Annotated in this window: 33 protein-coding genes; all 33 read left to right on the top strand. The window is 42.7% G+C overall.

What is annotated here, in order from left to right:
• Nucleotides 1-18: 18 nt before the first annotated feature.
• Entirely contained in the window at nt 19-585 is a 567-nt protein-coding gene (locus B2400_RS10360; RefSeq protein WP_293933174.1) for a hypothetical protein, read from the top strand.
• A complete protein-coding gene (locus tag B2400_RS10355) occupies nt 563-1,597 on the top strand; it encodes an AAA family ATPase (RefSeq protein WP_293933173.1) in 1,035 nt (344 codons plus the stop codon). Before B2400_RS10360 ends, B2400_RS10355 begins: the two co-directional genes overlap by 23 nt.
• A gap of 294 nt (nt 1,598-1,891) precedes the next feature.
• Nucleotides 1,892-2,743: a DUF6371 domain-containing protein gene (locus tag B2400_RS10350; RefSeq protein ID WP_293933172.1), complete on the top strand. Its 852-nt coding sequence runs from the start codon at nt 1,892-1,894 to the stop codon at nt 2,741-2,743.
• 55 nt (nt 2,744-2,798) lie between these two features.
• Nucleotides 2,799-3,350 (top strand): hypothetical protein, encoded by a 552-nt coding sequence (locus B2400_RS10345; RefSeq protein ID WP_293933171.1) that lies wholly within the window; start codon nt 2,799-2,801, stop codon nt 3,348-3,350.
• A complete protein-coding gene (locus B2400_RS10340; RefSeq protein ID WP_293933170.1) occupies nt 3,319-4,749 on the top strand; it encodes a hypothetical protein in 1,431 nt (476 codons plus the stop codon). Before B2400_RS10345 ends, B2400_RS10340 begins: the two co-directional genes overlap by 32 nt.
• A gap of 14 nt (nt 4,750-4,763) precedes the next feature.
• Nucleotides 4,764-6,149: a phage portal protein gene (locus B2400_RS10335; protein WP_293933169.1), complete on the top strand. Its 1,386-nt coding sequence runs from the start codon at nt 4,764-4,766 to the stop codon at nt 6,147-6,149.
• Nucleotides 6,150-6,152: 3 nt separating this feature from the next.
• On the top strand, nt 6,153-6,473 hold the full coding sequence (locus B2400_RS10330) for a hypothetical protein (protein WP_293933168.1): 321 nt from the start codon (nt 6,153-6,155) through the stop codon (nt 6,471-6,473).
• Nucleotides 6,474-6,475: 2 nt separating this feature from the next.
• Nucleotides 6,476-6,640 carry a hypothetical protein gene (locus B2400_RS10325; RefSeq protein WP_293933167.1) on the top strand — a complete coding sequence of 55 codons (165 nt, stop codon included), beginning with the start codon at nt 6,476-6,478 and terminating at the stop codon, nt 6,638-6,640.
• Nucleotides 6,630-6,797: a hypothetical protein gene (locus B2400_RS10320; RefSeq protein WP_293933166.1), complete on the top strand. Its 168-nt coding sequence runs from the start codon at nt 6,630-6,632 to the stop codon at nt 6,795-6,797. Before B2400_RS10325 ends, B2400_RS10320 begins: the two co-directional genes overlap by 11 nt.
• Nucleotides 6,798-7,277: 480 nt before the next feature.
• The gene (locus B2400_RS10315; RefSeq protein WP_293933165.1) at nt 7,278-7,511 is read left to right on the top strand and encodes a hypothetical protein; all 234 of its coding nucleotides are present in this window, start codon (nt 7,278-7,280) and stop codon (nt 7,509-7,511) included.
• The gene (locus B2400_RS10310) at nt 7,511-8,551 is read left to right on the top strand and encodes a phage minor head protein (RefSeq protein ID WP_293933164.1); all 1,041 of its coding nucleotides are present in this window, start codon (nt 7,511-7,513) and stop codon (nt 8,549-8,551) included. Before B2400_RS10315 ends, B2400_RS10310 begins: the two co-directional genes overlap by 1 nt.
• Nucleotides 8,552-8,718: 167 nt before the next feature.
• The gene (locus tag B2400_RS10305; protein WP_293933163.1) at nt 8,719-8,952 is read left to right on the top strand and encodes a hypothetical protein; all 234 of its coding nucleotides are present in this window, start codon (nt 8,719-8,721) and stop codon (nt 8,950-8,952) included.
• Between the two features lie 290 nt (nt 8,953-9,242).
• The gene (locus B2400_RS10300) at nt 9,243-9,518 is read left to right on the top strand and encodes a hypothetical protein (RefSeq protein WP_293933162.1); all 276 of its coding nucleotides are present in this window, start codon (nt 9,243-9,245) and stop codon (nt 9,516-9,518) included.
• Between the two features lie 7 nt (nt 9,519-9,525).
• Nucleotides 9,526-10,014: a hypothetical protein gene (locus B2400_RS10295; RefSeq protein WP_293933161.1), complete on the top strand. Its 489-nt coding sequence runs from the start codon at nt 9,526-9,528 to the stop codon at nt 10,012-10,014.
• 35 nt (nt 10,015-10,049) lie between these two features.
• Entirely contained in the window at nt 10,050-10,316 is a 267-nt protein-coding gene (locus tag B2400_RS10290; RefSeq protein WP_293933159.1) for a hypothetical protein, read from the top strand.
• Between the two features lie 59 nt (nt 10,317-10,375).
• A complete protein-coding gene (locus tag B2400_RS10285) occupies nt 10,376-10,600 on the top strand; it encodes a hypothetical protein (RefSeq protein ID WP_293933157.1) in 225 nt (74 codons plus the stop codon).
• 572 nt (nt 10,601-11,172) lie between these two features.
• The gene (locus B2400_RS10280) at nt 11,173-11,901 is read left to right on the top strand and encodes an HK97 family phage prohead protease (RefSeq protein WP_293933155.1); all 729 of its coding nucleotides are present in this window, start codon (nt 11,173-11,175) and stop codon (nt 11,899-11,901) included.
• The gene (locus B2400_RS10275; RefSeq protein WP_293933153.1) at nt 11,892-13,097 is read left to right on the top strand and encodes a phage major capsid protein; all 1,206 of its coding nucleotides are present in this window, start codon (nt 11,892-11,894) and stop codon (nt 13,095-13,097) included. Before B2400_RS10280 ends, B2400_RS10275 begins: the two co-directional genes overlap by 10 nt.
• Before the next feature lie 49 nt (nt 13,098-13,146).
• Complete coding sequence (locus B2400_RS10270; protein WP_293933151.1) at nt 13,147-13,716, top strand: head-tail connector protein; 570 nt, start codon at nt 13,147-13,149, stop codon at nt 13,714-13,716.
• A 36-nt stretch (nt 13,717-13,752) separates the two neighbouring features.
• Nucleotides 13,753-14,091 carry a phage head completion protein gene (locus B2400_RS10265; RefSeq protein WP_293933149.1) on the top strand — a complete coding sequence of 113 codons (339 nt, stop codon included), beginning with the start codon at nt 13,753-13,755 and terminating at the stop codon, nt 14,089-14,091.
• Complete coding sequence (locus B2400_RS10260) at nt 14,091-14,612, top strand: HK97-gp10 family putative phage morphogenesis protein (RefSeq protein WP_293933147.1); 522 nt, start codon at nt 14,091-14,093, stop codon at nt 14,610-14,612. Before B2400_RS10265 ends, B2400_RS10260 begins: the two co-directional genes overlap by 1 nt.
• Nucleotides 14,612-15,043: a hypothetical protein gene (locus B2400_RS10255; protein ID WP_293933145.1), complete on the top strand. Its 432-nt coding sequence runs from the start codon at nt 14,612-14,614 to the stop codon at nt 15,041-15,043. The genes B2400_RS10260 and B2400_RS10255 overlap by 1 nt, the downstream gene beginning before the upstream one ends.
• Entirely contained in the window at nt 15,030-15,521 is a 492-nt protein-coding gene (locus tag B2400_RS10250; RefSeq protein WP_293933143.1) for a phage tail tube protein, read from the top strand. The genes B2400_RS10255 and B2400_RS10250 overlap by 14 nt, the downstream gene beginning before the upstream one ends.
• The gene (locus tag B2400_RS10245) at nt 15,509-15,820 is read left to right on the top strand and encodes a hypothetical protein (RefSeq protein WP_293933141.1); all 312 of its coding nucleotides are present in this window, start codon (nt 15,509-15,511) and stop codon (nt 15,818-15,820) included. The genes B2400_RS10250 and B2400_RS10245 overlap by 13 nt, the downstream gene beginning before the upstream one ends.
• Nucleotides 15,808-16,269, top strand: a complete 462-nt coding sequence (locus B2400_RS10240; protein ID WP_293933139.1) for a hypothetical protein — start codon at nt 15,808-15,810, stop codon at nt 16,267-16,269. Before B2400_RS10245 ends, B2400_RS10240 begins: the two co-directional genes overlap by 13 nt.
• Nucleotides 16,270-16,407: 138 nt before the next feature.
• Complete coding sequence (locus B2400_RS10235) at nt 16,408-16,803, top strand: hypothetical protein (RefSeq protein WP_293933137.1); 396 nt, start codon at nt 16,408-16,410, stop codon at nt 16,801-16,803.
• Nucleotides 16,804-16,835: 32 nt separating this feature from the next.
• Complete coding sequence (locus B2400_RS10230; RefSeq protein WP_293933135.1) at nt 16,836-17,063, top strand: hypothetical protein; 228 nt, start codon at nt 16,836-16,838, stop codon at nt 17,061-17,063.
• Nucleotides 17,064-19,145, top strand: coding sequence for a hypothetical protein (locus tag B2400_RS10225; protein WP_293933133.1), 2,082 nt, complete (start codon nt 17,064-17,066; stop codon nt 19,143-19,145). It begins immediately after the preceding gene.
• A complete protein-coding gene (locus tag B2400_RS10220) occupies nt 19,142-21,382 on the top strand; it encodes a hypothetical protein (RefSeq protein ID WP_293933132.1) in 2,241 nt (746 codons plus the stop codon). The genes B2400_RS10225 and B2400_RS10220 overlap by 4 nt, the downstream gene beginning before the upstream one ends.
• Nucleotides 21,383-21,395: 13 nt before the next feature.
• Entirely contained in the window at nt 21,396-24,314 is a 2,919-nt protein-coding gene (locus tag B2400_RS10215) for a hypothetical protein (RefSeq protein WP_293933130.1), read from the top strand.
• 42 nt (nt 24,315-24,356) lie between these two features.
• Entirely contained in the window at nt 24,357-24,818 is a 462-nt protein-coding gene (locus B2400_RS10210) for a lysozyme (RefSeq protein WP_293933128.1), read from the top strand.
• Nucleotides 24,819-24,822: 4 nt separating this feature from the next.
• Nucleotides 24,823-25,116, top strand: a complete 294-nt coding sequence (locus tag B2400_RS10205; RefSeq protein ID WP_293933126.1) for a hypothetical protein — start codon at nt 24,823-24,825, stop codon at nt 25,114-25,116.
• Between the two features lie 147 nt (nt 25,117-25,263).
• Nucleotides 25,264-25,902 (top strand): hypothetical protein, encoded by a 639-nt coding sequence (locus B2400_RS10200; RefSeq protein ID WP_293933124.1) that lies wholly within the window; start codon nt 25,264-25,266, stop codon nt 25,900-25,902.
• The last annotated feature ends 29 nt before the right edge of the window (nt 25,903-25,931 follow it).

The following is a 25,931-nucleotide window of genomic DNA, read 5'->3' as shown; positions in this document are numbered from 1 at the left end:
CCACACAGAAGATTAGAAATGATGAAGGCAAATATACAGATATCCATCGAGGAACTGAAACAGTTTCACCGCCAATTCAAAGGCCAAGGGCTAAAAGTCCTAAAAGAAATGTGGATTCTAAAAACAAGAAAAGAATTTCCGAGCAATCCATACCCAACGGCCAAGGATTATTCGACTTCTAAGAAACCATCAAACCGATTAACCAATCAAATTTGCGACTTCTTTAAACTATTAGGCCATCAATCCGAGCGCATCAATACCATGGGAGTGATGCGAGATAACCGCAAGACTGTTACTGATGTCCTTGGGCAGACTCGCATTATAGGATCAACAACGTGGACCCGTGGAGGAACTACTCCTGGGAGCGCAGATATTTCAAACACCGTTTACGGATTCTCGATCAAGGTTGAGGTCAAGATAGGTTCGGACAAACAGTCTGACGCTCAGAAACGATATCAGCAGGCCGTTGAATCCTCCGGAGGTATATATTACATTGCAAAGGATTTCCAGTCGTTCTACGAGTGGATATTGCCATTGTTGGACAAACTTAAACTAGCACACGATGGCATTAGACATAGTTCATAGCGTACACGACGAGATGGGAGGCGACGATGGTGGCAACGGTCTTGACATCCTGCAGTACATCATCCCTCAGGGTATCGAAGTACCTAAGCCCGAGAGTGTATTCGAGCTGTCGGGCATTCCCGTATTCACCAAGAAATCAATATCCACATTAATCGGTAAAGCCAAGTCCGGCAAGACCACGGTAACAGCATGGCTAGTGGCTCAATGTATCCGTATGAACATGACCGTTGTATGGCTAGACACCGAGCAAGGAGAGTATTACGGATCGCGTACACAACACTGGATTCTAAGCATTGCTGGTATCGAACTGTATGCTAATCTTAAGTACGTCGATGTGCGCGTTTTAAAGCCCACAGAGCGATTCGCAGTACTCGAGCAGTCTATTGCTATGTTTAGCCCTGATCTCGTCATTGTAGACGGTATTAGAGACCTTGTGTTCGATATTAACGATCCCAATGAAGCAACACTACGTTCGGGCGATATGATGCGTCTAGCGCAGTCCTTTGAGTGTCATATACTATCGGTGCTCCACACCAACAAGGGCAACGACAACGCGCGCGGCCACCTGGGTACGGAGATGATCAATAAATCGGAGACCGTTATATCCATCGATAAGGATGGAGAGATGATCGTTGCTAATCCTGAGTTTACGCGTTCAGAGCCTTTTAAACCTTTCGCATTTGTTCGCGATACTTACTCCTTGCCTCAGCTTGTTGAGGACTATATGGGGCACTCTGAGGTGACAGTCGGAAAGCGTTCGATACAGGCATCAGACTATACATTGGACGAGCATAGATTGATGCTAAAATTAGTGTTCATCAATGAGGAAAAACTAGCGTATTCGGACTTCCTAAATGGCCTGATTGCAGGGTATGGAACGCACGGAATTCCGCTTGGAGTTGCCAAGGCTAAGGCGTTTATTGAACACTTAAAGCAACAGAACGTTGTTCATGCTGAAAAAGAGTGGAAACATACGTATTATTCTCTAATCAACAAGCAATCAGATATTTAGCATCATGGTTCAAGTCTCACGGTTCAACTCAAAATCTACCCGAACCATGATAAATTTTATCACGGTTCAATTATCACGGTTCAACATCAAAAACATATTGAACCATTATAACATAATTACACTGAAAATCAAACATTTAACATCATGGTTTAATATGTTTTGTTTACTTAAACCATGTTTGGGCGACGCATGTAAAAACGTGGTACGGGCTAAGGACATATACCCCCCCCTAAAGGGGGGTATATTCCCCGACCTGCGTTTGGTTAAACCACGATCGATATTTGAGGAGGTCTCATGCCAGTAGATTTCAAATACAAGCTTGACACTTCCTCAAAGAAATTCGAGTGTCCAAATTGCGGTAAGAAAACATTCGTCAAATACCGTGACGAAAAGGGATACTTTGCTCCTGATGAATTCGGTCGTTGCGATAGGGAGGTGAACTGTGGATACCTGATGATTCCGGAGAATGATAAGACCATCGTCGAACCAAAGCCAAGGGAGATCAAGCCTATCCAGTACATCGACTTTGACGATGCCGCAACTACCTCGACGAACTTTGAGGATAACAACCTGATCAAGTTTCTAGTTTCAAAGTTCGGTGTTGATGCTGTGAATGATTTGATTTTGCAATATCGCATTGGGATTGATCAAACATTTCCATCTACTCGTGACTGGATCATTTGGTGGCAGTTCGATGTGAACGGGAGATGTCGGAGCGGAAAGCTCATGCGCTACCTGGCTGACGGTCATCGCGACAAGAACCATGGCACGACATGGTATCACAAGATCAATCCGAAGTACAAAGGGTTTGAGGTGACGCAATGTTTCTTCGGTGAGCATCTGCTTCCGATGTTCCCGACGAAGAAAGTCGCAATCGTGGAGTCGGAGAAAACCGCTGTAATCGCATCGCACTTCATGCCGGAGTATCTGTGGATTGCTAGCTGTTCCAAGACGGGGTTAGGTTACCACAAGTGCAAGGTGTTGAAGAATCGCAATGTGACGCTGTTTCCTGACCTAGGAGCGTTCGAAGATTGGCGATTGAAGGCTCAGGAGTACGGATGGAGTATCTACTCCCACATGGAGAAGAACGCAACCGCTGAGGAGCGCGCAATGGGCTTGGATATAGCGGATTATTTAATTTTATAAATCCATTTGGATTTGTGAAAATGATTGTTTAATTTTGATTCGATAGTGTATAGTTATGGCAGCACCAAAAAATAATGAATTTTATAAATTAAGAAAAACGGATGGCAAACCAAAAGAATTGTCTCCTGACGATTTATTTAATTTGTGGAAAGAGTTCGTTTCTTGGGCTAAAGAAAATCCTGTTTTGTCGTACCAAGTTGTTCAAAAATCTGCTAGTGTTATTCCTTTGCCAATTGAGCGGCCTTTGTCATTAAACGAGTTTTTTTCGTGGGTTGATGATACTTACGAAATTACAGTCCACCAGTATTTTGATAACGAAAAGGGGGCTTACGATGATTATTTGGGTATCACTACGCGTATACGCGCGAAGAGGAACGCTAGTTTAGAGGTTGGATCTATCAGTGGAATTTTTAATTCAAATATTTCTAATAGAATTTTAGGATTATCTGACAAGACCGAAAACAAGACGGAGATTAACGGAAACATCAAAACAGAAACCAAAGCCGACCTATCAAAATTAACGACAGAAGAATTGATTGCATTGGACGAGTTGCAGAAGAAAGTGGGGTTAGCGGATGGAGAGCAATCTACTGACGGTAAGCAATGATTTAGTTAAAGCCGAATTATGTCGGCGTTCGTTCTTTTATTTCCTTAAAGAGTTTTGGACGGTAATCATACCTGAGGAACCGGTGTACAACTGGCATATTCAGTACTTGTGTGAGCAGTTACAGGAAACTGTATTTCGAGTATCGAGGCGTGAGGCTAAGCTATTCGATGAGATCATAAACATTCCTCCAGGAACAACCAAGAGTACGATATGTACGGTAATGCTTCCTGCATGGGCTTGGGCTGTTGATCCAACATTACGAATAATCACAGGTTCTTACTCAGCTTCGCTAGCTACTGACCATGCGGTTAAGTCTAGGGATATTATCAAGTCTGAGAAGTATCGAAGATTGTTTCCTGATGTTGAGATCAAGAAGGACCAGGATAACAAGACGCAGTACAAGACTACAGCTAACGGCGAACGTTACGCGACGTCTGTAGGCGGTACGATCACAGGTATTCACGCTCACTTGATCATCATTGACGACCCGTTAAATCCAAAGCAAGCGAGTAGCGATGCTGAGCGTACAGCAGCTAACGAGTGGATGGATACAACGCTATCAAGCCGTAAGGTTAATAAAGCTGTTACTCCAACTATTCTCGTGATGCAAAGACTGCACGAGGTAGATCCAACAGGGAACTGGCTTAACAAGAAGGGAAAGGCACTAAGGTGGTTTAAGCTACCGGGGCGTATCACTTCAAAAGTCAGACCTGTACCGGAAGAGTTAGCAGATTACTACGTGAACAACCTGCTCGATCCTGTCAGGCTATCCGATGAGGTGCTAAAGGATCAGCGGTTGGATTTAGGTGAGTACGGTTATGCAGGGCAATTCGATCAAGACCCTTCGCCGGCTGATGGTGGTATTTGGAAGCGTTGGATTAAGCCAATCGATGACCATGTACTCGACCGGATGCTAGCAGAGAACAAGATCAAGAAGATCGGTAGTGATTGGGATTTAGCCTACACGGACAAAGAACAGAACTCAGCAAGTGCATATGTAACCTCAGGAGAGTATGAGAAGAATATGTACATACTTGATTTAGGCTTTGAGTGGCTAGAGTTTCCTAAGCTGATGGAATATATCAAGAACAGGAAACCAACACACTACATCGAAGCTAAAGCATCAGGAAAGAGCGCTAAGCAGACGTTAGTCAATCAAGGAATATCGGCAAAAGAGGTGAAGGTCATCGGAGGGGATAAAGTAGCGAGGGCACAGATGGCCACACCTTATGCTGAAAGAGGATCAGTGTATTGTAGAGCTTCATTGTTGGAGTTTTTATACACCTGTGAAAAGCAAGGAATTTTGAAGTTTCCTAACAACGAGCATGACGATTTACAGGATGCTCTTGTGCAGGCGATTCAAAGGCTATTAGGTAAGAATAATATGTTTGTAGTATAACCAAACGGTAAGATATGGGGTTTGATTTGTTGAAGGGGTTGACATCGTTTGGTAGAAGCGATAAAGATACAAGGGGAGGGTTGCCATACCCTAATTGGCAGTTTATCGGTAACATGTGGGTGCAGATGGCCGATAGCGGTGCTAACTACATCACTAAGGCTTACGATGCCAACAGTTACCTGAGGGCCATTGTTGAGGATATCGCATCCAAGGCAAGTACTGCGCCTGTTGGCTTGTACAAGATCAAGAACGGCGCTAAGGCTAAGAAATACCAGAACGCTGTCAAGGCTTCATTCTCATCGCAATCCTTCATCAAATCGATGGTGCTGAAAGCGCAGGCATTCGATGAGGTGGATCAACATCCATTCTTGGACCTTATCAACACCAAGCCTAACACATTTCAAACAGGCAATCAATTGCGCAAAGAACTTCACGGATATAAGCTCGTAACAGGCAATAGCTACATGTATGCCAGTGTCAAGGGCGAGAAATACTCGCAAGGCTTAGAACCTCAGCGATTGTGGTGTATTCCATCACCAACGGTTAACATCGTAGCAGGTGACTTGGTTAATCCGGTGAAGGGCTACCAGGTGAACTACTTCTCGGAGAACATTATCGATCCGCGTCAGGTGGCCCACTTCAAAGAGATGAACCTTGTTGCTGATGTGACGGGCAATCAGTGGCTATACGGCCGTTCTAAGCTAACTTCTGCTAGAGATACCATCGGAGGATTCAAGCAGGCTAACGTGGCGCAGAATACGCTATTTCAGAACATGGGGCCGTTGGGTATCGTGTCGGGCAGTGGTGAAGATTCGGGGTTAGGCGAAGAACAGGCAATAGCCATCCAAGATAAGTTTGAGCAACGCCATACGGGACTTGTCAACGGAGGTAAGCTCGTTGTTACTCCTGCTGATGTGAAGTTTACTGCAATCGGTGTTAGTCCAGTAGACTTGAATATCATTGAAGCTAAAGGCGATCTACTGCAGGAGATATGTGCACTGTACAACTATCCTAAGGAGAACTTTATCGGAGCAGAGAACAAAGCTAGTGCAGGCACAAGCGACAAGAAGGTTATCACCTCGTGTGTGCTTCCACTGCTTCGTGAGTTTGATGATGTGATGACGGCCTATGTACGTCAAGCCTACGGTGATGATAGCCTTGTGGTAATCTCAGATACTCAGTACTTCGAGGAACTACAGGAGAACCGTAAAGAGCTTGCAGAGTGGTTAGCTTCAGCATGGTGGATCAAGGTTAACGAGAAGCGTAAAGCGATGGATTACGACGAGGTAGACGGCGGTGACGTGATGCTGGTACCTATGGGATTTAGTAAGCTAGAGGACGTTATTGCAGATGTGCAGGACGTTGATTTGGATATGTTGGATAGAGAACAAGCGATTTAGAATATGATACAACCTATTACACTACCTGAGTTAGACTTTGAAGGCGTATGGCACGACAAAGTTAAGCAGATATTAAAGGAAATGTCAATAAACTCTCCTTCAAGAGAAGAGCAATTCGAGACGGCTCTTAATGCATGGTTTTCCAGTGAGTATCCTGAGGTAGATACGAAAGATGCTGATGCCGTGAGAGAAGTTATTGAGCGCGACAAGCTTTCAATAGTCCGTGACATCCATTATAATTTTGGAGGCGTTTTGTCGGATGGCAACCTCGTTATGAGGTTTGGTGATGTTCCGAACATTAAAGCAGATATTATTTACGATTAACAATGAAACTAAAACTACTTAAAGACCACGAACTCGGCAAGGCTAATGACGTGGTAGAGGTGACCGATAAGATGGGTAATTACCTTGTGAGGTGTAAGGTTGGGGTTGAGCATGTCGAAGCTCCTAGGGATGTTAAACCGAAGAAAGCTAAGAAGAATGGCAAATAAACTATTAATCGGTGTTGGCGGTGTGCTAACAGACCGTCAAGAGAAGATCATCAAGGATAAGATTAGCAAATCTGTTCCTGATGTTGAGGTGATTGTAGTGCCGTTTATGAATGGCAGCTATATGATTGAGGATAAACCTAAGTTGGTGAAGAAATAAATGCTTTTCATCTCATACATACTATTCCTATCGTTCTTCGTCTTCATGTCGTGGCAGAAGGCGAGAACTAAGGGTATTACACCTAAGGAGTTCGCGACTGGTGCTGTGATCTATTCGATAGGGTGGGTAGTGTTGATCGTAATTATAAAGTTATGCATGGTGTAGAATTTATCTTATTGATGTTAGTGATGGTCGCTCACACCCGAATTTTCAATCAATTATTTATAGAAAAACATGGTTACACAGTTACATGTGGTTGGTGTAGCCTTATATCATTGTTTTGTGTGTTAATTCTTAGAATATGCGTAAAGTAGAAGATTCAGCGATTCTAGTAGCGTTCTTCGCGCTAGTCGTTACAGTATTCATCGGCATCTATCACCTTGTTGAGATAGTGCCTAACGTTTACAAAGCTCCTATAGGCTTGTGTCTTGGTAGCGGAGTGATTGCATTGGTGTTTAGGATTGTAAGGAAGTCGGTGTGATGGATATATCACGAGAAAGACACATGATCATCCAAGATTTAGTTATTGGCATCAAGGCGATGATTAATGAGGGTAATTTAGGTAGACTATCATTAGCGTTGCTTGTTGTGTCGGAGAACTTTGCTAATGACAAACATATCCTTAATCTATTGATTAGAAAAACCGACGGGTTAGATCACAAAGGCATCCAAGAACAAAGAGATTATATTAAACATTTGCTAAGTTATTTATAATGAACCGATGGACAACCACCATACAAGCTATTAACCCCGATACAGGGGAGCAAACCGAGTACATGGGACCTCTTGCCATTGGCGATACTGAGCAGGATGCTAAGCAGTACCTTGATACTAACGGTATGGGCTATGCTACTATTCAGGGCAAATATGTTGGTGAGTTTGATCTCAAAGCACTCAAACCTGACGCAAGGCATCGTAATCTACTGCTAAGAGCAGGAGTATTCGAACGTAAGTATGCAAGGTTGTTCCGCGCTATCCTTAAGAAGCAATATAAGCAGGCTAGTGAAGCTTATCCAAGTCAGTACGCTGTTAATCCTGATGATTACAGGGAGGTGCTTACAAAGCTTTATACTGAGGTGTTGCCAAAGGAAGCGCAGCAAGCGTGGGATCATTACGTCAAGCCGTTGGCGAGTGATCGTAAAGATTTCTTTGATGATTTGATGTCAATCCTCGGTATCAGTGTTGGCGATGGCGAATGGATCCGCATTTGGCGTGATACTGCAAGGCAGTGGTTAGACCTTAATATCCTGACGAAGATTACCAATATAGCGCAGACTACGCAAAGGGCAATCGCTAAGGTTATCGAGGATAGTCTCAATAGCGAGAACACTAGCATTGACGATGTTCGCAGGGCTATCGAACGTGCTGCAGATGGTGAGGTGAATAAGCAAAGAGCGTTGTTGATCGCTAGGACAGAGACGATGCAGGCTTTAAACAAGGGTAGACGATTAGCTATGTATTCAAGCGGACTAGAATGGCAAAAGATTTGGGTTGATACTCCCGATAATAGAACGCGGTTAAGTCATCGGTATATTGCGCAGGAAGCATACAGACCATTGGACGAGCCGTATTGGTTGCTCAATAAGAACGGGTTACCCGAACCGGCACAGCATCCAGGTGATCCGCAGTTGAGTGCTGAAAACGTCATCAACTGTCGTTGCTCAGAGGGCTTTGAGGTTGTGAGGGATGAAGCAGGAAGGCCCAAGCGGAGAAACGATAAACCGGTGTATTCAGAACTAGCCACTGTTATTTAACATCCCTATTCTCATTGCGTAGATAGGCCCAGTCTTTACAGAAATGTAAGGGCTTTTTATTTATTTTCACACATCCATTTGGATTTGTGAATTATTCATAATATCTTTGATGCATACCACACAGAAAAGATATGAAAAGATTATTTACCATGATTGCTATAGTAGCTATGGCATCATGTTCAAAAGAGGGATTCCAAGATGCAGATATACTGCATAATCAGGGATTATCACAGGCAACTCTTAACGGCATCACATTGTCACCAGGGCAAAAAGAGATTGTGTCACATTCCACAACGTATTCAGTAAGCTGTAGTGAAGGCTGTAAGGTCAACATCAATGGTGCTATTTACTACCAATCCGGTGTTTACACAAACGATTCTAAGCGTCAACACAAGTTTTAACATTATCCCCACCAGCGAGGAGCTAACCCTACGTAGGGGGGATGGGGATTGAAATAAACACTAAGGATTATGGAAATAACGATAGGAACAAGGTTTGAAAGGAGAATAGGCAAAACAATTAATATTTGCTATGTATCTGATATTATTGATTGCACATATTATTCCAGAGCTATGGGTAATACATCAACTCAAACAATTTACTATGCCAAATCAGAGACTTTTGGATTGGGCAAATCATTTGAAGTTCCTAAAAACACAATTCTTAGATCATTAATCAAACCTAACATAAAATGAATTATCAAGGAACTAATGGAAAATGGAAGGCAGTCCAACGAGAAAAGACATATTACGCCCCTAAAACAAATGAAATACAATTTGGCGAAGATGGAGAATGCGTTGCTGAATTTGTAGGCAATGACTACGATGCGCAGCTAATCGCTCACGCGCCTGAGATGATGGAGATGTTGAGTAAGGTTTTAGAAGTAAATAAGCGTCACGGATTCAACGGGCATTTAATAAATGAGCAGATTAAAGAGCTTCTCACAAGAGCAACCACTATTAAATAGAAGAGAGATGGAAAACACACTAGAAAATAAAGCGAAGTTCTTTGCCCAATACTACGGACAAGACGTTTTAAAAGCATCATCTGTGCAAGGAATCCATAAAGTAGGGAGATCATTTATGGGTAAAATTTACCATGACCAATACCTCGAACTCAAACCCATATCATCAATAAGTGATGGGGATGCTATTGAAGTTTGTAAAATGGCAATTCCATATACAGGGAGGTATGAACTTTTAGAGGTTAGAAAAACGTCAATTGTTTTTAAGCTCCCTTTTATAAATTCAAAATATCAGGTTTTCCCACTTAAATCTAGGGCTATACACTTGGAAACGTATAAAGGAGGTTTGGGCGTTGTAGAAATAGATCAAATTACACCAATATTTAACAGTATTGCGATTATTGATTATCTCCGATCACGTGGCTACGCTGTACCTTGGATGGGGTTATCAGTCGAGAAGTTAATCGAATACAGTTGGATTAAACTAAATGAAGACTAACCATGCCAAACACCGCAAAGCAAGAACGAAAAGAGATGGAAAAGACAATTGAAAGTATTGCGAACGAATTAGCTAAAGCATCCGGATTTAATACCTATGAAGAATGGGAATGTGATTACATCAAGGCTTTTGGAAAACCAAGCAAAATAATGAGGATTGTTTTATGTAAAGCAGTAGCTAAAGTTGCATTAAAAAACGCAAGTGAGAATGCTATGCTTCGTCATGATTGTGAGGACTTCCCCATATCGTCTGATTGGATTGATAAACAAACGATTTTAGACACTGATAACATACCAAAATAATGAAAGACGAAAAGCCTATATACTAGGCAAGTTCTTTGAAGATATAAAGCATAACTAAAATGAAAAAACTAATAGTCGAAGAGGTAAGTGATAAACATATTGGTCAAACACACCAATGTTTAAACGCTCCGGTAGAAGGATGCTACTCTTTAAGCGATATAGGAACTGTTTCTTTTAGAAATGGGAAATATTTATGCGATACCGGTCGATTTTGCACTGATTTTAACGGGCGTAAACATTATGAAGCATCAACAATAGTCACCCACATTTTGATTTGGAAATAATGTTAAAAACATAAAGCAAGGTGGCGGAATTAGACGCAATCTATATGGTGGTTGATGTGTAGGTTCATTGTTTGGGCAATAGAAGAGACATTCGGACATGCAGGTATCAAACCCTGCCCTTGCTTTTAACTTGGGGCGAATAGCTAAAGTAATGCGTGTATTGGAATTACGCGGAAACAGTTAGGCTGTCGTATTGGTGCGGGTTCGAATCCCATCGCTCCACATTCAAACAGCATTACCCACGAGTTTGGGTTGAGTGAATTATAAGCGCGAGAAGGGATCGTAAATGCTCGGTCATGGGTGCCATTCATCATCCTGTTTACCCTGCGATGCTGTTGAAATTTAACCACATAAAACACGAAATGCATTTCATATGTGTGGTAGCCCGTACGATCTCCCAAAGGTCGGCGGGCTTTTTTGTTATTAATTGAAAATATTTCACTAATCCATTTGGATTTATGAAAGTTCCTGTTTATCTTTGACTTGAAGGTAGTAGGGTTTGATTTTGTGTGTTTAGTTTGTACCATTGATTGAAAGGCCCTGCAGTAGTGTAGGGCTTTTTTTTGTGCGGTATGGGATTGTTGGAGTATAAGGATTTTGGAGGAGCTATTATTGACGTTGATACAGCGTCAAGACGTGTTGTAGCTAATTGGTCAGGACTTGGAAACAAGGACTTTGATAATGACATCATTCACAAGACTGCATACGATAAAACTATACAGGAACGCGGACCGAAAGGAAAGAATCTAATCTATTGGATAGTTGACCATAATCCATCAGTAAAGAACATTGCAGGATCAGTAACGGAGCTTTCCGTTGTTGGAAATCATTTACAAGCAGTAAAGCAAGCTAGTGATACAACACTAGGTAACGACCTCTTGAAACTCTATCAAGACGGTATCATCAAACAACATTCAGTAGGGTTCAGTGCAGTAGATACTGAGCAATTCAAAGACTATAGATTAATCAAGCAGATCCAATTATACGAAGGATCATCTGTGCTTTGGGGAGCTAACGAGGACACCTATACAGTCAGTGTAAGTAAGTCTTTGATCAGTAACCCAACTGATGTGATGCAGGAGCTTGATAACCTATTGAAAGCGTTCCGCTCAGGAACATATACCGATGAAACATTCGGTTTACTAGAACTGCGCATTAAAACAATTCAAAAAGCAATATCGGGATTTCTCTTGCCGGCTAATGGTAGCCACGAGAGTGGGTCGCACGTTGGTAGCACCGATTCTGACGCTAAGAATATCAATTTATTAGAGGATTTAAAGAAATCATTAACATGGAATTAGAAGCATTAGTGCAGGAGGTTAAGTCGGGATTGGAAGGCTTCAAGACCTCAGCAAATCAAACGATCGCAGATCAGAAAACTGCTATCGAAGCCTTAACGGCAAAAATGACCGAAATCGAGAAGTTAGGCGGTGTATCAGTGGAGTTGGAAGCCTTACAGAAGGACTTCAACACATTTGTGGCTGACTTCAACGAGAAGGGTAACCAAGGTGAGAAGAAAAACAAATCGTTCGGAGATTCATTCGCTGACGCAATCAAAGGTCAGGCAAGTGAGTTTGCTACGTTGGCAAAATCATCTAACGTTAAACTTGACAAGACCATCGAATTAAAAGATGTTGACTTTGACAGTTTCTCGGCAGGTGCATTAACCACTTTGACCGAGCAAGTATTGCCAGGTATCAACGCGAAATCGTTTCAACCGATGTGGTTACGCAATATTTTCCCGTCGATCAGTTCAACAAGTGGTAGCATCAAGTATTTGCAGGAGAACGAAACTGCTAACGCTACTGATGGCGCGGCTGATATTTGGGATGGTTCTACGCCGATTGCGACATTGTTGGCTAAACCGGATGTGGGTTACAACTTCAATGAAGCAACCGCAGAGCTTTACTGGATTGCTGGTATCGTTCGTATCAAACGCGAATTATTGGATGACGTGTCGTTCTTACGCTCGTATATCCCTCAGCAATTAGTGTACGGTAAGCGCGGTATCTTGGTTCGTGAGAACACTTTGATTCTATCGACGTTGAACACGAATTCAACTGCTTACGATGGAGCTAAAACAGTGTTGGTTGAGAAGTTATACGATGCTGCCTTCGGTCAGTTACGCGACAACTACTACAATCCAACTCACATCTTGATGAACAACCGTGAGGTAGTTGATCTAATCTTGAACAAAGCAACTGGTTCGGGTGAATACGATTTACCTCCAGGAACAGTTTCATACTCCGCAGGTAAATTGACTATCGGTGGTATCGAAGTTATCGGGTTACCTCAATTCGCTGCAGGAACTGCATTCGTGATCGACGCTAATCAATCGATGTTCGTTAACCGTATGTCACCTGAGGTGCGTTTCTTCGAGGAAGATCGCGACAACGTAATCAAGAACTTGGTTACTATCCGTGGTGAGGAAAGAGCAGGGTTCATCAACTTTGATCCTAAAGCTAACATCAAGGTTACTATAGCGGTAACACCGTAGTTATAAAATTAAAGGGGAGTGTTCAGATACTCCCCTTAATACTATTCCAATGGACTATTACAAAAACATCGATACCATTTGCTCAGAGCGCGATCTAATACCAACAGGTAGACCTGTTAAGGGTGTGGAATATACTTTCCTCACTGACTTAGCAGAAGAGCCTGTAACGGTTGAGGACTTCAAGATCCATGCGCGCATAGATTACAATACGGACGATCGTTTGGTCACTATGTATCTCAAAGCCGCTCGTGAACACTTGGAGAAAGTAGCGCAATTGTCTTTCGGTGAGCGTACCGTGAGGATGACTGCATTATCCATGGTTGACAATTGGAAAGTTATGTATGGTCCTGTTGATACTGTGACTGCGCCTTATGTGAAATTTGGCAAGGATATCATCACCAACTCAGGAGGTACAAACGTAGCGATCGAGTACACAACCAAATGGCCAACAGGATTACCGATGGATATCGTGGTAGCTATTTGTCGTTATGCGGCATCATTATACGCGTTCAGAGAAAGCGTAGTACTATCGTTTGACGGTAAGACGATCGATCCAAAACAATGGCTTGACGAGTCTGAAAAAGCCGTTATGAAGCATGGGAACGTAACATTTATCTAATGTACAAGCCTAAATACAATACAAAGGAGGATAAGGATGCCTACAGCAGGGAGATTAAGAGAGCGCATAACAGTCGAAAGATACGCCGAAACGGAACTGCCGGACGGCAACGTGAGCAAGACGTGGACGACGATACACTCGCCTTTCTGCGATGTAATCGAAAAAGACGCAAGTATTGATACCATCGCTACGCTTGACGAGATGGCCCAGGTCATCATCATCACATTGCGATACAATCCTGAGGTATTCTACAAGATAGGTGACAGGATTAAATGGAGAGATAGAGTTTTAAAACTCCACTCTCTTAAAGTGGATGCCAAACGCACCACTACAACGATCATAGCTAAGACACACAACGAAACAACTCAGATGTAATGGCTAAGATCAGTTTAAAAATCAAAGGCCTTGAAGAGCTTAAAAAGAAGCTTGGGAAGCAAGGTCAGGAGATAGTTCTTAGAGAGATTAGAGACGAGATTGAGATTTCTGCACAGATGGTCAGAAACGAAGCAATCAAAAGAGTACCGGTAGATCAAGGTTACCTCAGAAACAGTATCAATGTAGAGGGCAAAGATATGCTTTGGATAGTCTACGCTAGCGCAGGTTATGCAGCCTATCAGGAGTTCGGTACCAAAACTAAGGTAGAAATACCTGCAGAGATGCAATCCGTAGCGTCACAGTTTAAGGGCAAGAAGCTGAGTGAAGGAAAGTTCAAGGAAGCCATTGCTGATTGGATGCGACGCAAAGGAATCCCCGAAGAGGCTTTATGGCCTATCATGGCAAAGCTTATGAGTGTCGGGGTTAATCCTCAGCCTTTCATGTACCCGGGCTTTAAACAGGGAACAAAGAATTTACAAAAAGACATTGACAATATCATCAACAGATATTTAAACAAATAATGAAGGACGTAACATCAGCGATAAGAACAGCAGTTATTGCAAAGCTCCGTAACAACGTAATGGTTGACGGGGAGATCGTGAAGATTTACGCTCGTGTTGCTCCTTCATCTAATAACGGTAAGTACATATACTTCCCAACGCAGGACAGCGACAACGCGTCCGCAAAACAGTTCTTTTCCACTGATCACACAATGACGATCGAGTGCGTATATCGAAATGATGATGGCAATAACTCAGGTTTGGAATTAATGGTAAACCAAGTATTGCAATTGCTAGGAGTGCATAACCAGGTGGATATGCCACAGCCTGCAGGCCTGCATTTAGTCGATTTCGTATTCGTTCGCAAGAATGAGCTATTAGATATTGATGGCGTGGGATATGTATTTAGGGCAGTATTAACCTTTGAAGCAATAATCGATGAACAACAGTAAGATCCTAGGTAAGATGATGGGTGTCGCTGTTGGTGATAACTTCATCAGCTGCGAGACGGAATGTACTTTGAACTTCGAAGGCGAAACCCTTCCTAAGGAATCTGTTGAGTCGGGCAAGTGGGCTGAGTTTCTATATGGTAAAAAGACTTGGAGCATATCAGTAAGCGGATTGCTATTGAAGCGTGAAGTTGGCGCGGACTTTAAGACATTATTCACCGCATTCATTAATGACGAGATATTGACGGTGTACTTCCGTACTCGTATAGGTGTAGATCAGTTTTTAGTGTGGTCGGGTAAAGCAATTATAAAGTCGGGTATAGCTAATGCTCCGCGTCAGGGATTTGCAAATTGGAGTATCGTGTTTCAAGGTACAGGACCATTAGATTTTAATTGGGAAGAGTACTTCGCGATCATCAATGCAATGCCGGCGGCAGCCGATCAGCCTAACATAGTAGACACAAGAGAATGGGGCACGTAGCGGTTATCGGAAGGGGTTTGATGGGTTCTAGGAATGCAATCATAGACCAACACAGCGAGGTTGTAGAAACTCCACAAGGCAAAGCACTAAGGTTGACGAAAGTCGTCGAGATATTAGATCCTTTCGGAGATGCAAGCGAAGGCGACGAGGTAGAGTACGCATTCTTAGAAGATGGAGTAAAACTCAGTGGTAAAGGTAAAGTAGTAACGCGCACAGAGATTAGATGCGTGATTGAGATAAAAGAGCAAACAGATAATTATCAAGAAATAGTAAGGAGGGCATTAGAATGGCAAGTTTAGCAGGGAAACTATTAAGAGTAAAATTCAACGACAAATACATTAAATGTCAGTTGGATGCATCATTGAACTTCACCAACACATTTGATGAAGAGGGCGAGTGTAAGCCTGAGGAAACAACAGAAGTCGCTGAGGGCACATGGGTAACGCGTGTATTGGAATCGCAGGATCACAGTATTACGGTGAACTACCGCTTGTTTCTTGACGCTTTAGGTGGTGCATCTATCGGTCAAGCTGATTTAGTTCAGTTGAACATTGACGGACAAGTGTATGGTGAAGCTGAGTGGTTAACGACTCCGGGACAGCACAGTGAAGCTAACAACCAGGTGATTGTATTGCCAGTTGTGATCAGCACATTAGGACTTGAAGCTCCGGCAACAGGACGCGCGAACGGAACATTAGAATTGTTGGGGAATGGTAAACCAACGCAATCGATTCTACCGGTAGCATAATGGCATTTGAGGTTACAAGGGTCAAGCGGTTGGATGAGAACCATGTTCATATCTACTATGATGTGTGGCATCCCAACTGCAAACCTTGTAGCCTTAAGCACAAGATTAAACTATACAATACAAAGCAAGAGTTAACGCATGAGCAAGCAAGAGAAATTATCGGAAAAGGGTTACATATTCGGACTGGGAGCATTTAGACGCTACAAGGAGATTACAGGGCATGACATCAGTCATTTCGACGAGTCGCTACTAAACAAAGTGGATCACGTAGAAGGGAATTACAGATGGGCTGTGATGCTTAAATGTGCAAACGATGTCTATTGTAACACGAAAGGCGGCGAGCAGATATCTGTAGATGAGTTTACGATACTTTTAGATAGCGCGGACCAAGAAGAGAGCAACAAGCTTGTTTCACAATACCTCGATAGCTGCTATATGGGCAAGTCTATGCGTGAGTATTACGGCATCCCTAAGCCTGACGAGAAATCAAAAAAAAAGCCTTCACAACGGGCGAAGCCTACGTCAAGGCGTTAAAGTACGGATATAAGCTCAGCGAGGTTGAAGTGATGACGTTAACACAGTTTCAGCTCATCACTACAGCTTACTTAGAGCGCGAAGAGGACGAATGGGATCGCACAGCCCACATAATGAGTGCGGTGGTAAACTACGCTGGCATGGGCGTATCAGAGCCGATACAGGCACAAGATATATTTGATCTGCGTAAATACCAAGATGACAGCGTAAGGCCTATCACGAGTTGGGAAGAGTTGAAGGATATGATTGAGAAGATGTAGATGGCAAGGTTACAGGTAGAAATAGACGGAAATGCGAGTGGGCTTACCAGTTCACTGAATCAGGCAAACGCTGGGCTGAATAAGTTCAATAACGAAGCTAACAAGGTAGCTAATCAAACAGGGAAGTTAACTAGCTCGTTAGGGAGTGCCAACGGCGTAGCGATGGAGTTCAACCGTATCATCCAAGACGCACCCTTCGGAATGATGGGTATTGGTAACAACATTACTCAATTGACGTCACAGTTTGGAGCTCTTAAACAGCAAACAGGATCTACAGGCGCGGCATTAAAACAAACATTTTCTTCCTTACTAAGTAGCGGTAATCTATTATCGTTAGGTATCAGTGCGGTTGTAACCGGATGGACCCTATGGGAGCGTCACGCTCAAAAAGCAGATAAGGCTACCAAAGACCTAGAGGATGGCACCAAAACATACATCGAAACACTTAAGGGGTTAGAACGCGCGTCTGCTGATGCTAATGTAGCGGCAATCAAGGAAACTAACAACCTGGATATCCTTTATCGTGCTAGTCAGAATGTTAATCTTTCCTATGAAGAGCGAAAGAAACAAGCTGATGCTCTTATCAATCAATACCCGGAAACATTCAAAAACCATACTTCGGAAACTATTGTCGCAGGTCAAGCGGCTGACGCTTACAATCGTTTAGCCATGTCGTTGATCGCTACGGCTAAGGCGCAGGCGAACATGAATAAGGTCGCCGAAAACTCAATCACCATACTAAACAGAGCGCTACAGGCGAATGATATCGGCCGTCAGTTAGCGAAGGTTCAGCAAGAAAGAATTGAAGCGGAGAAGATCGCTAAATCATACAGCACCGGCGGTAATGCATATGGCGCTGAAAATCCGTTGTCAGCGAATGCGCAAAGCAAGCTAAATGCTTTGTTGACGCAAGAGCTTAGCCTTAAATCGCAGATTGCAGGTCTAAACGCGGAGAATGGCAAGACGCTACAACAAAATCAAAGCCTAGAAAATACAATCATTGGCTTAGTCAAAGAAGGCGCGGACCTTACAGGCAAAACATCTCAAAATATTGCTAAAGCAGGTCAGTCTACAAAGGAGACTAAGGATATCATGCAGGACCTTATCAAATCGTCACTGAGCGATTACGATAAGAAGATATTTGAGATCAATGCTAAGTATGACGGTATATTCAGTAAGATAAAGGAGATTGGCGACGTCAGCAGACGTAAAGATGCCTTTGGACTAGCTACACAAGCAAAGCAGTTTGAAACACTGCAAGCGCAAGCTAATCGGTATATCGATAGCATCAAGAAGTTAAAACCTACTAAGCCAACCGAATTGTCGGATAGCGATATTGCTCCGATTCTTCCAGGATTCGCCGCTGCCAATAAAAGGTTTAACAAATCTATACCACTAGCAAAGAGCAAAGATGAAAAGGATTTAGAGAAGCGATTAGGTCGTGTTGTAGAGAGAGGATTCAGAACCGGTATCTCAAATATAGCAGATAACATTACCGACTTAGGAAGCGACTTTAAAGAGGTATTCTCAAACGTGTTTACCTCACTCGCTGGCAGTGTAGGTAAAGTGTTTCAAGACATGATCGCCACGCAGTTAGGGGATAAGTTCGCTAAGATGATAAATCAAGACGATTTTCAAATTGGCAAACTGTCTAATAACATGTCAAAGGGAATCGTTGCCGGCGCAGGTATCGCAGGATCTTTAATATCCGGAATGTCAAGCAAGACATCGACGGTCGGACAAGTGGCTGGTGGCGCGTTGAGCGGTGCAGCTGCAGGTATGGCTTTCGGTCCTTACGGAGCATTAGCAGGTGCAGTGATTGGCGGTGTCAGCGGATTATTCTCGGCATCTTCTGCTCGCAAGTCCGAGAAACAACAGGAGGAAATGCTCAAGGAACAGCGCAAGCAGACAGCTATCATGGAACGTCAAAGCGCTCTTGCGTGGGCATCCAACATCATCGGACAGATGACAACGAGTGGAATGGTAAACGGATTAGACCGTAACGCTAAAGGCGAGCTAGTTGCGAAGGTTAGCGGACAAGATTTAATGTTCGTTCTAAACAGGGCAGGAGGTAACCGATGATCAAGTACAGGTTACCATACAAGAGTTACGATGACGCGGATTGGCTGTTAACGATTGATCTTCCGAGTTACACAGGTGAGCCGATGACAGTTTCGGGAGTAGCCGGAGCATCAGGGATACTAATGTATGACGGTGGTGTCGACGATCAATGGGATAATCCTATGATCAATATCACGTTCACTAGCGAGATGTATAACGAAGGTCAAATCGATGTTGAGGAATTACAGCTCGTTGAGGATAGACAGTGTATCGTGACGCTTACTCGTAACAGTGAGATTAAGTTTAAAGGCTACTTGATATCTGACAGAATGCAACGTCAGTTTAGGGCGGTACCGTATAACGTACAGATATCAGCGACAAGCGGATTAAACTTACTGTCATCTATCGATTACATGGGATTTGGAGCTGATTTGGGCGCGCGTGTGCCGTTAAATTACTTCCGACGTATTCTATGTAGCTCTATCAATTTAGGGTTAGAATTACCGATCAGATGGACGCCAACGGTTGAAGCTATTCAAGCTGAGATATCCGGCGATGCATTTATGAATGCTCCGTGGTCGGTCAATGGCGAAGGATTCTACGCTACAGATATTAAAACAGGAGATCCGATATATGCTAACTGCGGTTACATATTGGAAGGTCTTACGCAAGCATTACAATGTCGCGTTGTACAGGCTGACGGTGCTTGGTGGTTCATCGGACTAAATGAGAGCTTAGCCGATGTCATCAGTTATAAAGAATGCGCCAATGCTACCGGATTACCGGTAGTTACTGAGCATACGAGAGCAAGCGTTCAGCATATTGGTAGTGACTACGAATTCATCAACAACGATGCTGTACTGACTGTTGTGCCTGCGCTTAGCAAGGTCGACGTAGTCTATACGCACGGTCAGCGCGACAACATCCTTCCTAATGGAGGTCAAGATGTGTGGTCGTTGGGGTTTCCGCTTTGGTGGACGTGGGATTCGGGATTATTAGTGGAACAGCACGAAGATATAACTGCGCAAGGTGGTTATGCTGTAAGCGTGAAGAACATCAATGTGGACGAGAAGCGATATAGATTATCAAACCAACTTCCTATTGATGCTAACATCTTGTATCGCAGGTTAACCTGGGGATTTAGCTTCATGGCTGTGGAGGGATTCGCACAAGATTCGAATGGTTTCATCGATTGGACTAATAACAAGATCAAAGCGTCGGTTAAATACACTATCAATGACGGTGGAGTAGTGACTGAATACTACTTGAATGAGTTCGGTTATTGGGGCAATAAGAACACTCCGGCAAATCAGCAGGTAGTTGCTACATCTTGGGAAACAGGCGCAAGTTCCTTTATGATTCAGTTCAGCCAAACAAAGAGTTTCTTTGAGGGCGATCAGGTATTTATCCAGTATATGAGGGGTGGTGTCCTAAGAGGTGCTACGGTTGTGTTCAACGAAACAATGGACGTAAACAGTGGCACAGACTACATTGTTAGTCAGATTCAAGATGGATTCATGTCAACTCCAAACGCATGGACCGTACAGATTAACAACACGCAGAACAGCCCTAACAATAAGGCTTGGACGGAGAAAACATTCGATTACTACAGGTATTTGTACTTCTCGCAAGATAGGGCAAAGCTAAACGATGCTATTGCAGTTAATTACCGAGGAGCATCAAGCCTAGACGTGTACATCGTTGATCCGGGGCCATTAGATGAAACAGCGATTACCGGTGTTGGGATGCTATCAATTGAGTTTTTCATCAAGTCAGGACAGCGTATTGTATTCGACGATATTTGGATGAAGGTCGACAATAACTTTGACGTTTACTCGATCACCAACGCTGACACGAAGAACGCAAACGAGAAAGAAATCGAACTCAGCATATCATCTGCTTTTAGTGGATTTAAAGTTTCCAACTTCATGCGTAGATACAACTACAGTAATGTTGATTGGAAGTACACAGACGGCACGGATGTAGGCTCATTAACTGAGCTGTATGCGCGTGCGGTGATGAAATCTAGATATAAGCCTAGTATGATATTCAACGGAAGCATATCAACGCGAGGGAAGGATTGGAGTTTCCTCGATAACTACACGATAGCAACGCTAGAGGGCAAGAAATTTATACCGCTCAATCCAACATACAACACAAGCAGGAACGAGGTCTACTTAATTGCTATTGAGGACAGGAGCGATGAAATAACAATGGACGTAACCCACAAGGGAAGTCAAAATAACAACGAGATATAGGAGGGAAGAATAGATGGCGTACGTTGAGTATGAAGCAGATGGCAAGACCATCAAAGCGCGTGTACAGCAAAAGACTGACACGCTAGCAAACTGGGAAGCGAACACAAAACCAATTTTGGCAGGTGAGCAAGCGTTCGTGATCGATGGAGGGGGTACTCCGATTAACTTTAAGATTGGTGATGGCACAAAGAAATTCAGCGAGCTTCCATGGTGGATTAGCTACGATCAAGGTCAATACGTGCAGGTTGTTGGTAATGCGTTACCTACACCGACGGTAGAATTAGGCTATTCGTTCGTAGGCCCCGGAACTTATACGCATGCTGGCGGTAACGTCGTTGCTCCCGAGGGTAGGTTTTCTCAAATAGTTTTCAACGGTAGCACCTGGTCTTTAAAAGACATGGGGGAGTTGCCGGATACCAATAAGATACCAAATCTAGTTTCTAAAACTTACGTCCGAGAAGAAATTGCGGTTGATGCTGATGGTGTCATGTTTCGAGTAAAACCTTCTGTGCCTTCAACAACTCAACCCCCATCGCTAGTGGGGGGTGATTGGGAAATTGTAGCGGTCTTGGCTGACGTGGAGAATAACCTTTTCAACCTTAGAGGTTTTATAGAGAAGGGTACAGGAAACTTCGTGCCTGATGTTGCGCTTAGATCATCAGTATTCCTACGAATAAAGGAAGCTTCCGATATTAAACTTTCAGGTTATTCGGGTAAAGACGATGCCGCTGCGTTGATCACATTCTATACTGCTGATAGAGAGTATATTTCATATCTTAACTCAACTATTCATGGCTGGGTTACCGATTTTGTAATTACTGAAGGAGATATTCCAACAAACGCATATTATGTTAGAATTACCAAATTACCATCTCAACCTCCTTTTATATCAGGAGTCGACCTACTATTAAGACCTAACATTTCTCAAGAATATGTGGATGAACCAATAAAGGTTTTAAAAGAAGGGTTCACAACTTTATCAGAGCGTAATAAAAATAATTATTTTAATCTTAAAGGATATATTGAAAAGAATGGAGGAACTTTTCAAGCAGATAGTTCGTTACGATCATCTATATTTCTTAAGATAGATGGCGGGAAAGATATCGTCGTTACAGGATACTCTGGGGTAAATGACGCCGCCGCTTTATATTCTTTTTACGATGAAAATTTCAATCATATTTCTTCAGGTAATGCGCTGACGTCAGGAAATGTGTCAGACTTCATAATCGAACACGAAAGTATCCCTAGTAATGCTGTGTACGCTAGATTCACAAGGAATAGCACTCAATATCCTTTTGTAGATGGAGTAATAAACTTCATGACCGATCAAGAGATTCAGCATTTTATACATGGAAACCTTAATAATCTTTCCTTCGTGGACAGCAAAAAAGACTATTTCAATATTCTTGGTTACGTTAAAAAGAGTGATGGGTTTATTGAGAAGCACGAGACATTTCGAAGTACAAGATTTTTAAAACTTAAAGGCACGGAAGATCTTGTAATTACAGGTTATTCGGGTAGAGACGATGCCGCTGCATTGTGTGCATTTTATGATGAGAATTATGATTTCATTTCTTTTGTAAACGCCTCGAATCAGGGCGGCGTCATAGAATTCGTGGTTGTGAAAGAAAGTTTTCCAACTAATGCGGTATATGTCAGAGCTTCAGCGACTTCAACTCAAACGGGGAGAAAAGTCGAAGGTGTTGAAGTCGAGGTGACATTTAACGACTCAATTGAATATTCGGACAATATACGATTGAGCCTTAAAGAAACAGAGCTGATACTTAAACAACCCTTTCCAGATTCGGTGAAAATCCTAAACTATAAGGGGAATTTTCAAAACATACACCCAAAGGTATTGCATTTCGCAAGTGGTTTATGGGGATTTAAATTTTGGATGGCATACACGCCATTCCCATACGAATGGGATCAAGACGAAAATCCGTGTATTGCTGTTAGTAATGATGGTGAAAACTGGATAACACCTCCCGGGCTTATTAATCCATTAGCATACGCGCCACCTAACGGTTATAATAGCGATACACATTTAGTTTGGAGAGCTGATACCCAGACCTTAGAATGTTGGTATAGGCCTTATAATAATTTGACGTCGTCAGCTAAATTGGTCAGGAGAATGACAACCGATGGGGTGAATTGGTCTCAGCAGGAGGATATAGTTGGAATTGATGGCGTTTTATCCCCTTCAATACTATTTGAGGGTGGCAAATATAAGCTATGGTATCCAAACGCTTCTAAAAAAATCTATTACACGGAAAGTTCGGGAGTAAACCCTTCGGGATGGTCTACGCCATTGGAAAAAACGATCAATATTTACGCATGGCATATGGATGTCATCCGTACCCCAAAAGGCCTAGAGTACCTAATTCAAGGATGGGAAGAAGGAAAGGGGAGCAATTTCAATTCAGGGATGTTCTACATGCTTGAAGATGGGGTATCTCCTTTAATAGCATCAAAAATATTATCCATAAATAACTTGCCAGGAGATCCAAGTCAATACGAAGGGCTTTATAGGGGTTCAATCCTATTGGTAGATGGCCAATATAAAGTTTACTATTCCTATATCAGAAATGACCGATACCAAGGGATGATGTTAGCAAAGGGTGAGGATATATATAGGCTATTGCCGAATAATAGAGAATTGAGTAAGGAAAGTGAAGTAATCGTATTGACGGATGACGAATCCATTTCCGAGCTATATGTACATTCCGCAAGAACTATCCACGTCAAGGATTGCAATGTTGTAATTAATGCCTTTACAGGCTTACAACCGAATGGCATTTTGGATATCGTTGTCACTGGTTCAGGAAGTTGTCAACTTGTAAATGGAACAAGGATTTCAAATGGTACAACTATAACGTTAGGTAAGAAAAGTGTATTGGCATTGGATTCAAGAAGTGTAATTGTTATTTAACTAATCAGCCCCTATTTCGGTGGGGGCTTAATATAAGGGGAAATGAGAACAGGAGAAAAAGGATTAAAGCTGATAGAAGAGTTCGAAGTTGGGGATAACTTAAAGAAGTACCTCACCGCCTATCAGGATGTAGTGGGAGTGTGGACTATCGGCATAGGTTCTACTTACTATGAGGATGGAAGCAGAGTAAAGAAAGGGGATAAGATAACCGAACAGCGCGCAAGGGAATTATTTGCCAATATTCTAGTGAGGTATGAGAATGATGTTAAGCGTGTGATAAAGGTTGCTTTAAACCAAAATCAGTTTGATGCCTTAGTGAGCTTTACTTACAACTTAGGTGGAACAAACCTTGCTAGCTCCACACTAGCTAAGAGGGTAAACAATAATCCATGTGACGCTGATATTCGAAATCAGTTCATGAGATGGAATAAGGCAGGCGGTAAGGTGTATGCTGGGTTGACACGGAGAAGAAAAGCGGAAGCAGATTTATATTTCAGTAAGTAAGGGGATGGAAAATAAGGAGAATCAGCAACCAACGTTCATGCAAATCGTTAGGCATCCGATAACGTATGCTCTTGTGGTAGTGGTATCTGTGTTTTGGTACGTACTGTATTACACCACCGGAGGTAAGGACGAGCAAATGGAGCGCGAGGCAAGGCTATATGAGCGTATCATTGAAGAAGTACGCAAGCAGTCGAAAGAAGAGATAACAGAGCAGATAAAGCCTATTGCAAAGAAAGTAGATACGATTAGTGCAAATGCTGATTCTACATTCAATTACGTAAAGGAGCGAATGAAATGAAAAAGGCAGTAATACTATTGATGCTCATTCTTTGGGTGATAGTGACCTCATTAGTACAGAGTGATGAGGTGGAGCAAAGTAAGCCGGATATTATTAACAGCCTTGACAATCTTTCAAGGTCATTAGATAGCTTAAACAAGGTAATAGATGAAAAGGGGATATAAATTATTGTTAGTGGCGTTCGTTGTGTGCGCCCTAACATCATGCGGAGTACTGCGCAATAAGAGTAAGCAGTCAGCTAAGTTAGAAGTGTCGGAGGGGGCAAAGATAGAGCGTACAGAGCTGGAGAAGTCTGCGTCCTCGGTAGTGGTTCAGGAGCGAGAGATTGATAGAGGAACTACAGTCACCGAACGAGAAACTACAACCGTAACGACTAAGGAGGGCAGTAAGGGGAAAATAATTATTAAGAAAGACGACCTGACGCACGGCGAAAACTTCTTACGTGATAGTGCGGTAGGGATGGTTAAGGCTATCCTTGATACGTTAAACAAGACGCTTTCCATTGAGTTTGACACACCATCTTCACGAACAGAAACCACGGTAAAGGAAACGATAACCGAGAAGCGCGACGAAACTAAGGAACGTCAACAGGAACGTAAGGATACTGCCAATAAACAGGTAGCAGTACAAGCCGAGCAGTCGAGAAAGGAGTCATCTAGTGCCTCGCAAAGCGAAAGCAAACCTAATGTATGGGCTATCCTGATGAATAACATAGGTTTGGGGGTTGCTTTTCTAATCATACTGATAACTCTTGTTTGGTGGCTCCTTAAAATTAAAAAAAGATGAAGTTTAAATAATTGAGAATGTGAACGGTA

This window comes from Sphingobacterium sp. UBA6645 (assembly GCF_002455685.1).
Lineage (GTDB): Bacteria > Bacteroidota > Bacteroidia > Sphingobacteriales > Sphingobacteriaceae > Sphingobacterium > Sphingobacterium hotanense.
This window is presented reverse-complemented; position numbering and strand designations above follow the sequence as displayed.

Excerpts from the sequence above, each read along its gene's own strand:
- B2400_RS10350 (WP_293933172.1), top strand. The coding sequence starts at position 1,892 with ATGCCAGTAGATTTCAAATACAAGCTTGACACTTCCTCAAAGAAATTC.
- B2400_RS10335 (WP_293933169.1), top strand. The coding sequence starts at position 4,764 with ATGGGGTTTGATTTGTTGAAGGGGTTGACATCGTTTGGTAGAAGCGAT.
- B2400_RS10240 (WP_293933139.1), top strand. The coding sequence starts at position 15,808 with ATGGCAAGTTTAGCAGGGAAACTATTAAGAGTAAAATTCAACGACAAA.
- B2400_RS10265 (WP_293933149.1), top strand. The coding sequence starts at position 13,753 with ATGCCTACAGCAGGGAGATTAAGAGAGCGCATAACAGTCGAAAGATAC.
- B2400_RS10200 (WP_293933124.1), top strand. The coding sequence starts at position 25,264 with ATGAAAAGGGGATATAAATTATTGTTAGTGGCGTTCGTTGTGTGCGCC.
- B2400_RS10230 (WP_293933135.1), top strand. The coding sequence starts at position 16,836 with ATGACGTTAACACAGTTTCAGCTCATCACTACAGCTTACTTAGAGCGC.
- B2400_RS10320 (WP_293933166.1), top strand. The coding sequence starts at position 6,630 with ATGGCAAATAAACTATTAATCGGTGTTGGCGGTGTGCTAACAGACCGT.
- B2400_RS10205 (WP_293933126.1), top strand. The coding sequence starts at position 24,823 with ATGGAAAATAAGGAGAATCAGCAACCAACGTTCATGCAAATCGTTAGG.
- B2400_RS10290 (WP_293933159.1), top strand. The coding sequence starts at position 10,050 with ATGGAAAAGACAATTGAAAGTATTGCGAACGAATTAGCTAAAGCATCC.
- B2400_RS10340 (WP_293933170.1), top strand. The coding sequence starts at position 3,319 with ATGGAGAGCAATCTACTGACGGTAAGCAATGATTTAGTTAAAGCCGAA.
- B2400_RS10305 (WP_293933163.1), top strand. The coding sequence starts at position 8,719 with ATGGCATCATGTTCAAAAGAGGGATTCCAAGATGCAGATATACTGCAT.
- B2400_RS10360 (WP_293933174.1), top strand. The coding sequence starts at position 19 with ATGATGAAGGCAAATATACAGATATCCATCGAGGAACTGAAACAGTTT.
- B2400_RS10220 (WP_293933132.1), top strand. The coding sequence starts at position 19,142 with ATGATCAAGTACAGGTTACCATACAAGAGTTACGATGACGCGGATTGG.
- B2400_RS10250 (WP_293933143.1), top strand. The coding sequence starts at position 15,030 with ATGAACAACAGTAAGATCCTAGGTAAGATGATGGGTGTCGCTGTTGGT.
- B2400_RS10315 (WP_293933165.1), top strand. The coding sequence starts at position 7,278 with ATGGATATATCACGAGAAAGACACATGATCATCCAAGATTTAGTTATT.
- B2400_RS10295 (WP_293933161.1), top strand. The coding sequence starts at position 9,526 with ATGGAAAACACACTAGAAAATAAAGCGAAGTTCTTTGCCCAATACTAC.
- B2400_RS10270 (WP_293933151.1), top strand. The coding sequence starts at position 13,147 with ATGGACTATTACAAAAACATCGATACCATTTGCTCAGAGCGCGATCTA.
- B2400_RS10285 (WP_293933157.1), top strand. The coding sequence starts at position 10,376 with ATGAAAAAACTAATAGTCGAAGAGGTAAGTGATAAACATATTGGTCAA.
- B2400_RS10280 (WP_293933155.1), top strand. The coding sequence starts at position 11,173 with ATGGGATTGTTGGAGTATAAGGATTTTGGAGGAGCTATTATTGACGTT.
- B2400_RS10310 (WP_293933164.1), top strand. The coding sequence starts at position 7,511 with ATGAACCGATGGACAACCACCATACAAGCTATTAACCCCGATACAGGG.
- B2400_RS10325 (WP_293933167.1), top strand. The coding sequence starts at position 6,476 with ATGAAACTAAAACTACTTAAAGACCACGAACTCGGCAAGGCTAATGAC.
- B2400_RS10210 (WP_293933128.1), top strand. The coding sequence starts at position 24,357 with ATGAGAACAGGAGAAAAAGGATTAAAGCTGATAGAAGAGTTCGAAGTT.
- B2400_RS10255 (WP_293933145.1), top strand. The coding sequence starts at position 14,612 with ATGAAGGACGTAACATCAGCGATAAGAACAGCAGTTATTGCAAAGCTC.
- B2400_RS10225 (WP_293933133.1), top strand. The coding sequence starts at position 17,064 with ATGGCAAGGTTACAGGTAGAAATAGACGGAAATGCGAGTGGGCTTACC.
- B2400_RS10330 (WP_293933168.1), top strand. The coding sequence starts at position 6,153 with ATGATACAACCTATTACACTACCTGAGTTAGACTTTGAAGGCGTATGG.
- B2400_RS10235 (WP_293933137.1), top strand. The coding sequence starts at position 16,408 with ATGAGCAAGCAAGAGAAATTATCGGAAAAGGGTTACATATTCGGACTG.
- B2400_RS10260 (WP_293933147.1), top strand. The coding sequence starts at position 14,091 with ATGGCTAAGATCAGTTTAAAAATCAAAGGCCTTGAAGAGCTTAAAAAG.
- B2400_RS10245 (WP_293933141.1), top strand. The coding sequence starts at position 15,509 with ATGGGGCACGTAGCGGTTATCGGAAGGGGTTTGATGGGTTCTAGGAAT.
- B2400_RS10345 (WP_293933171.1), top strand. The coding sequence starts at position 2,799 with ATGGCAGCACCAAAAAATAATGAATTTTATAAATTAAGAAAAACGGAT.
- B2400_RS10300 (WP_293933162.1), top strand. The coding sequence starts at position 9,243 with ATGAATTATCAAGGAACTAATGGAAAATGGAAGGCAGTCCAACGAGAA.
- B2400_RS10215 (WP_293933130.1), top strand. The coding sequence starts at position 21,396 with ATGGCGTACGTTGAGTATGAAGCAGATGGCAAGACCATCAAAGCGCGT.
- B2400_RS10355 (WP_293933173.1), top strand. The coding sequence starts at position 563 with ATGGCATTAGACATAGTTCATAGCGTACACGACGAGATGGGAGGCGAC.
- B2400_RS10275 (WP_293933153.1), top strand. The coding sequence starts at position 11,892 with ATGGAATTAGAAGCATTAGTGCAGGAGGTTAAGTCGGGATTGGAAGGC.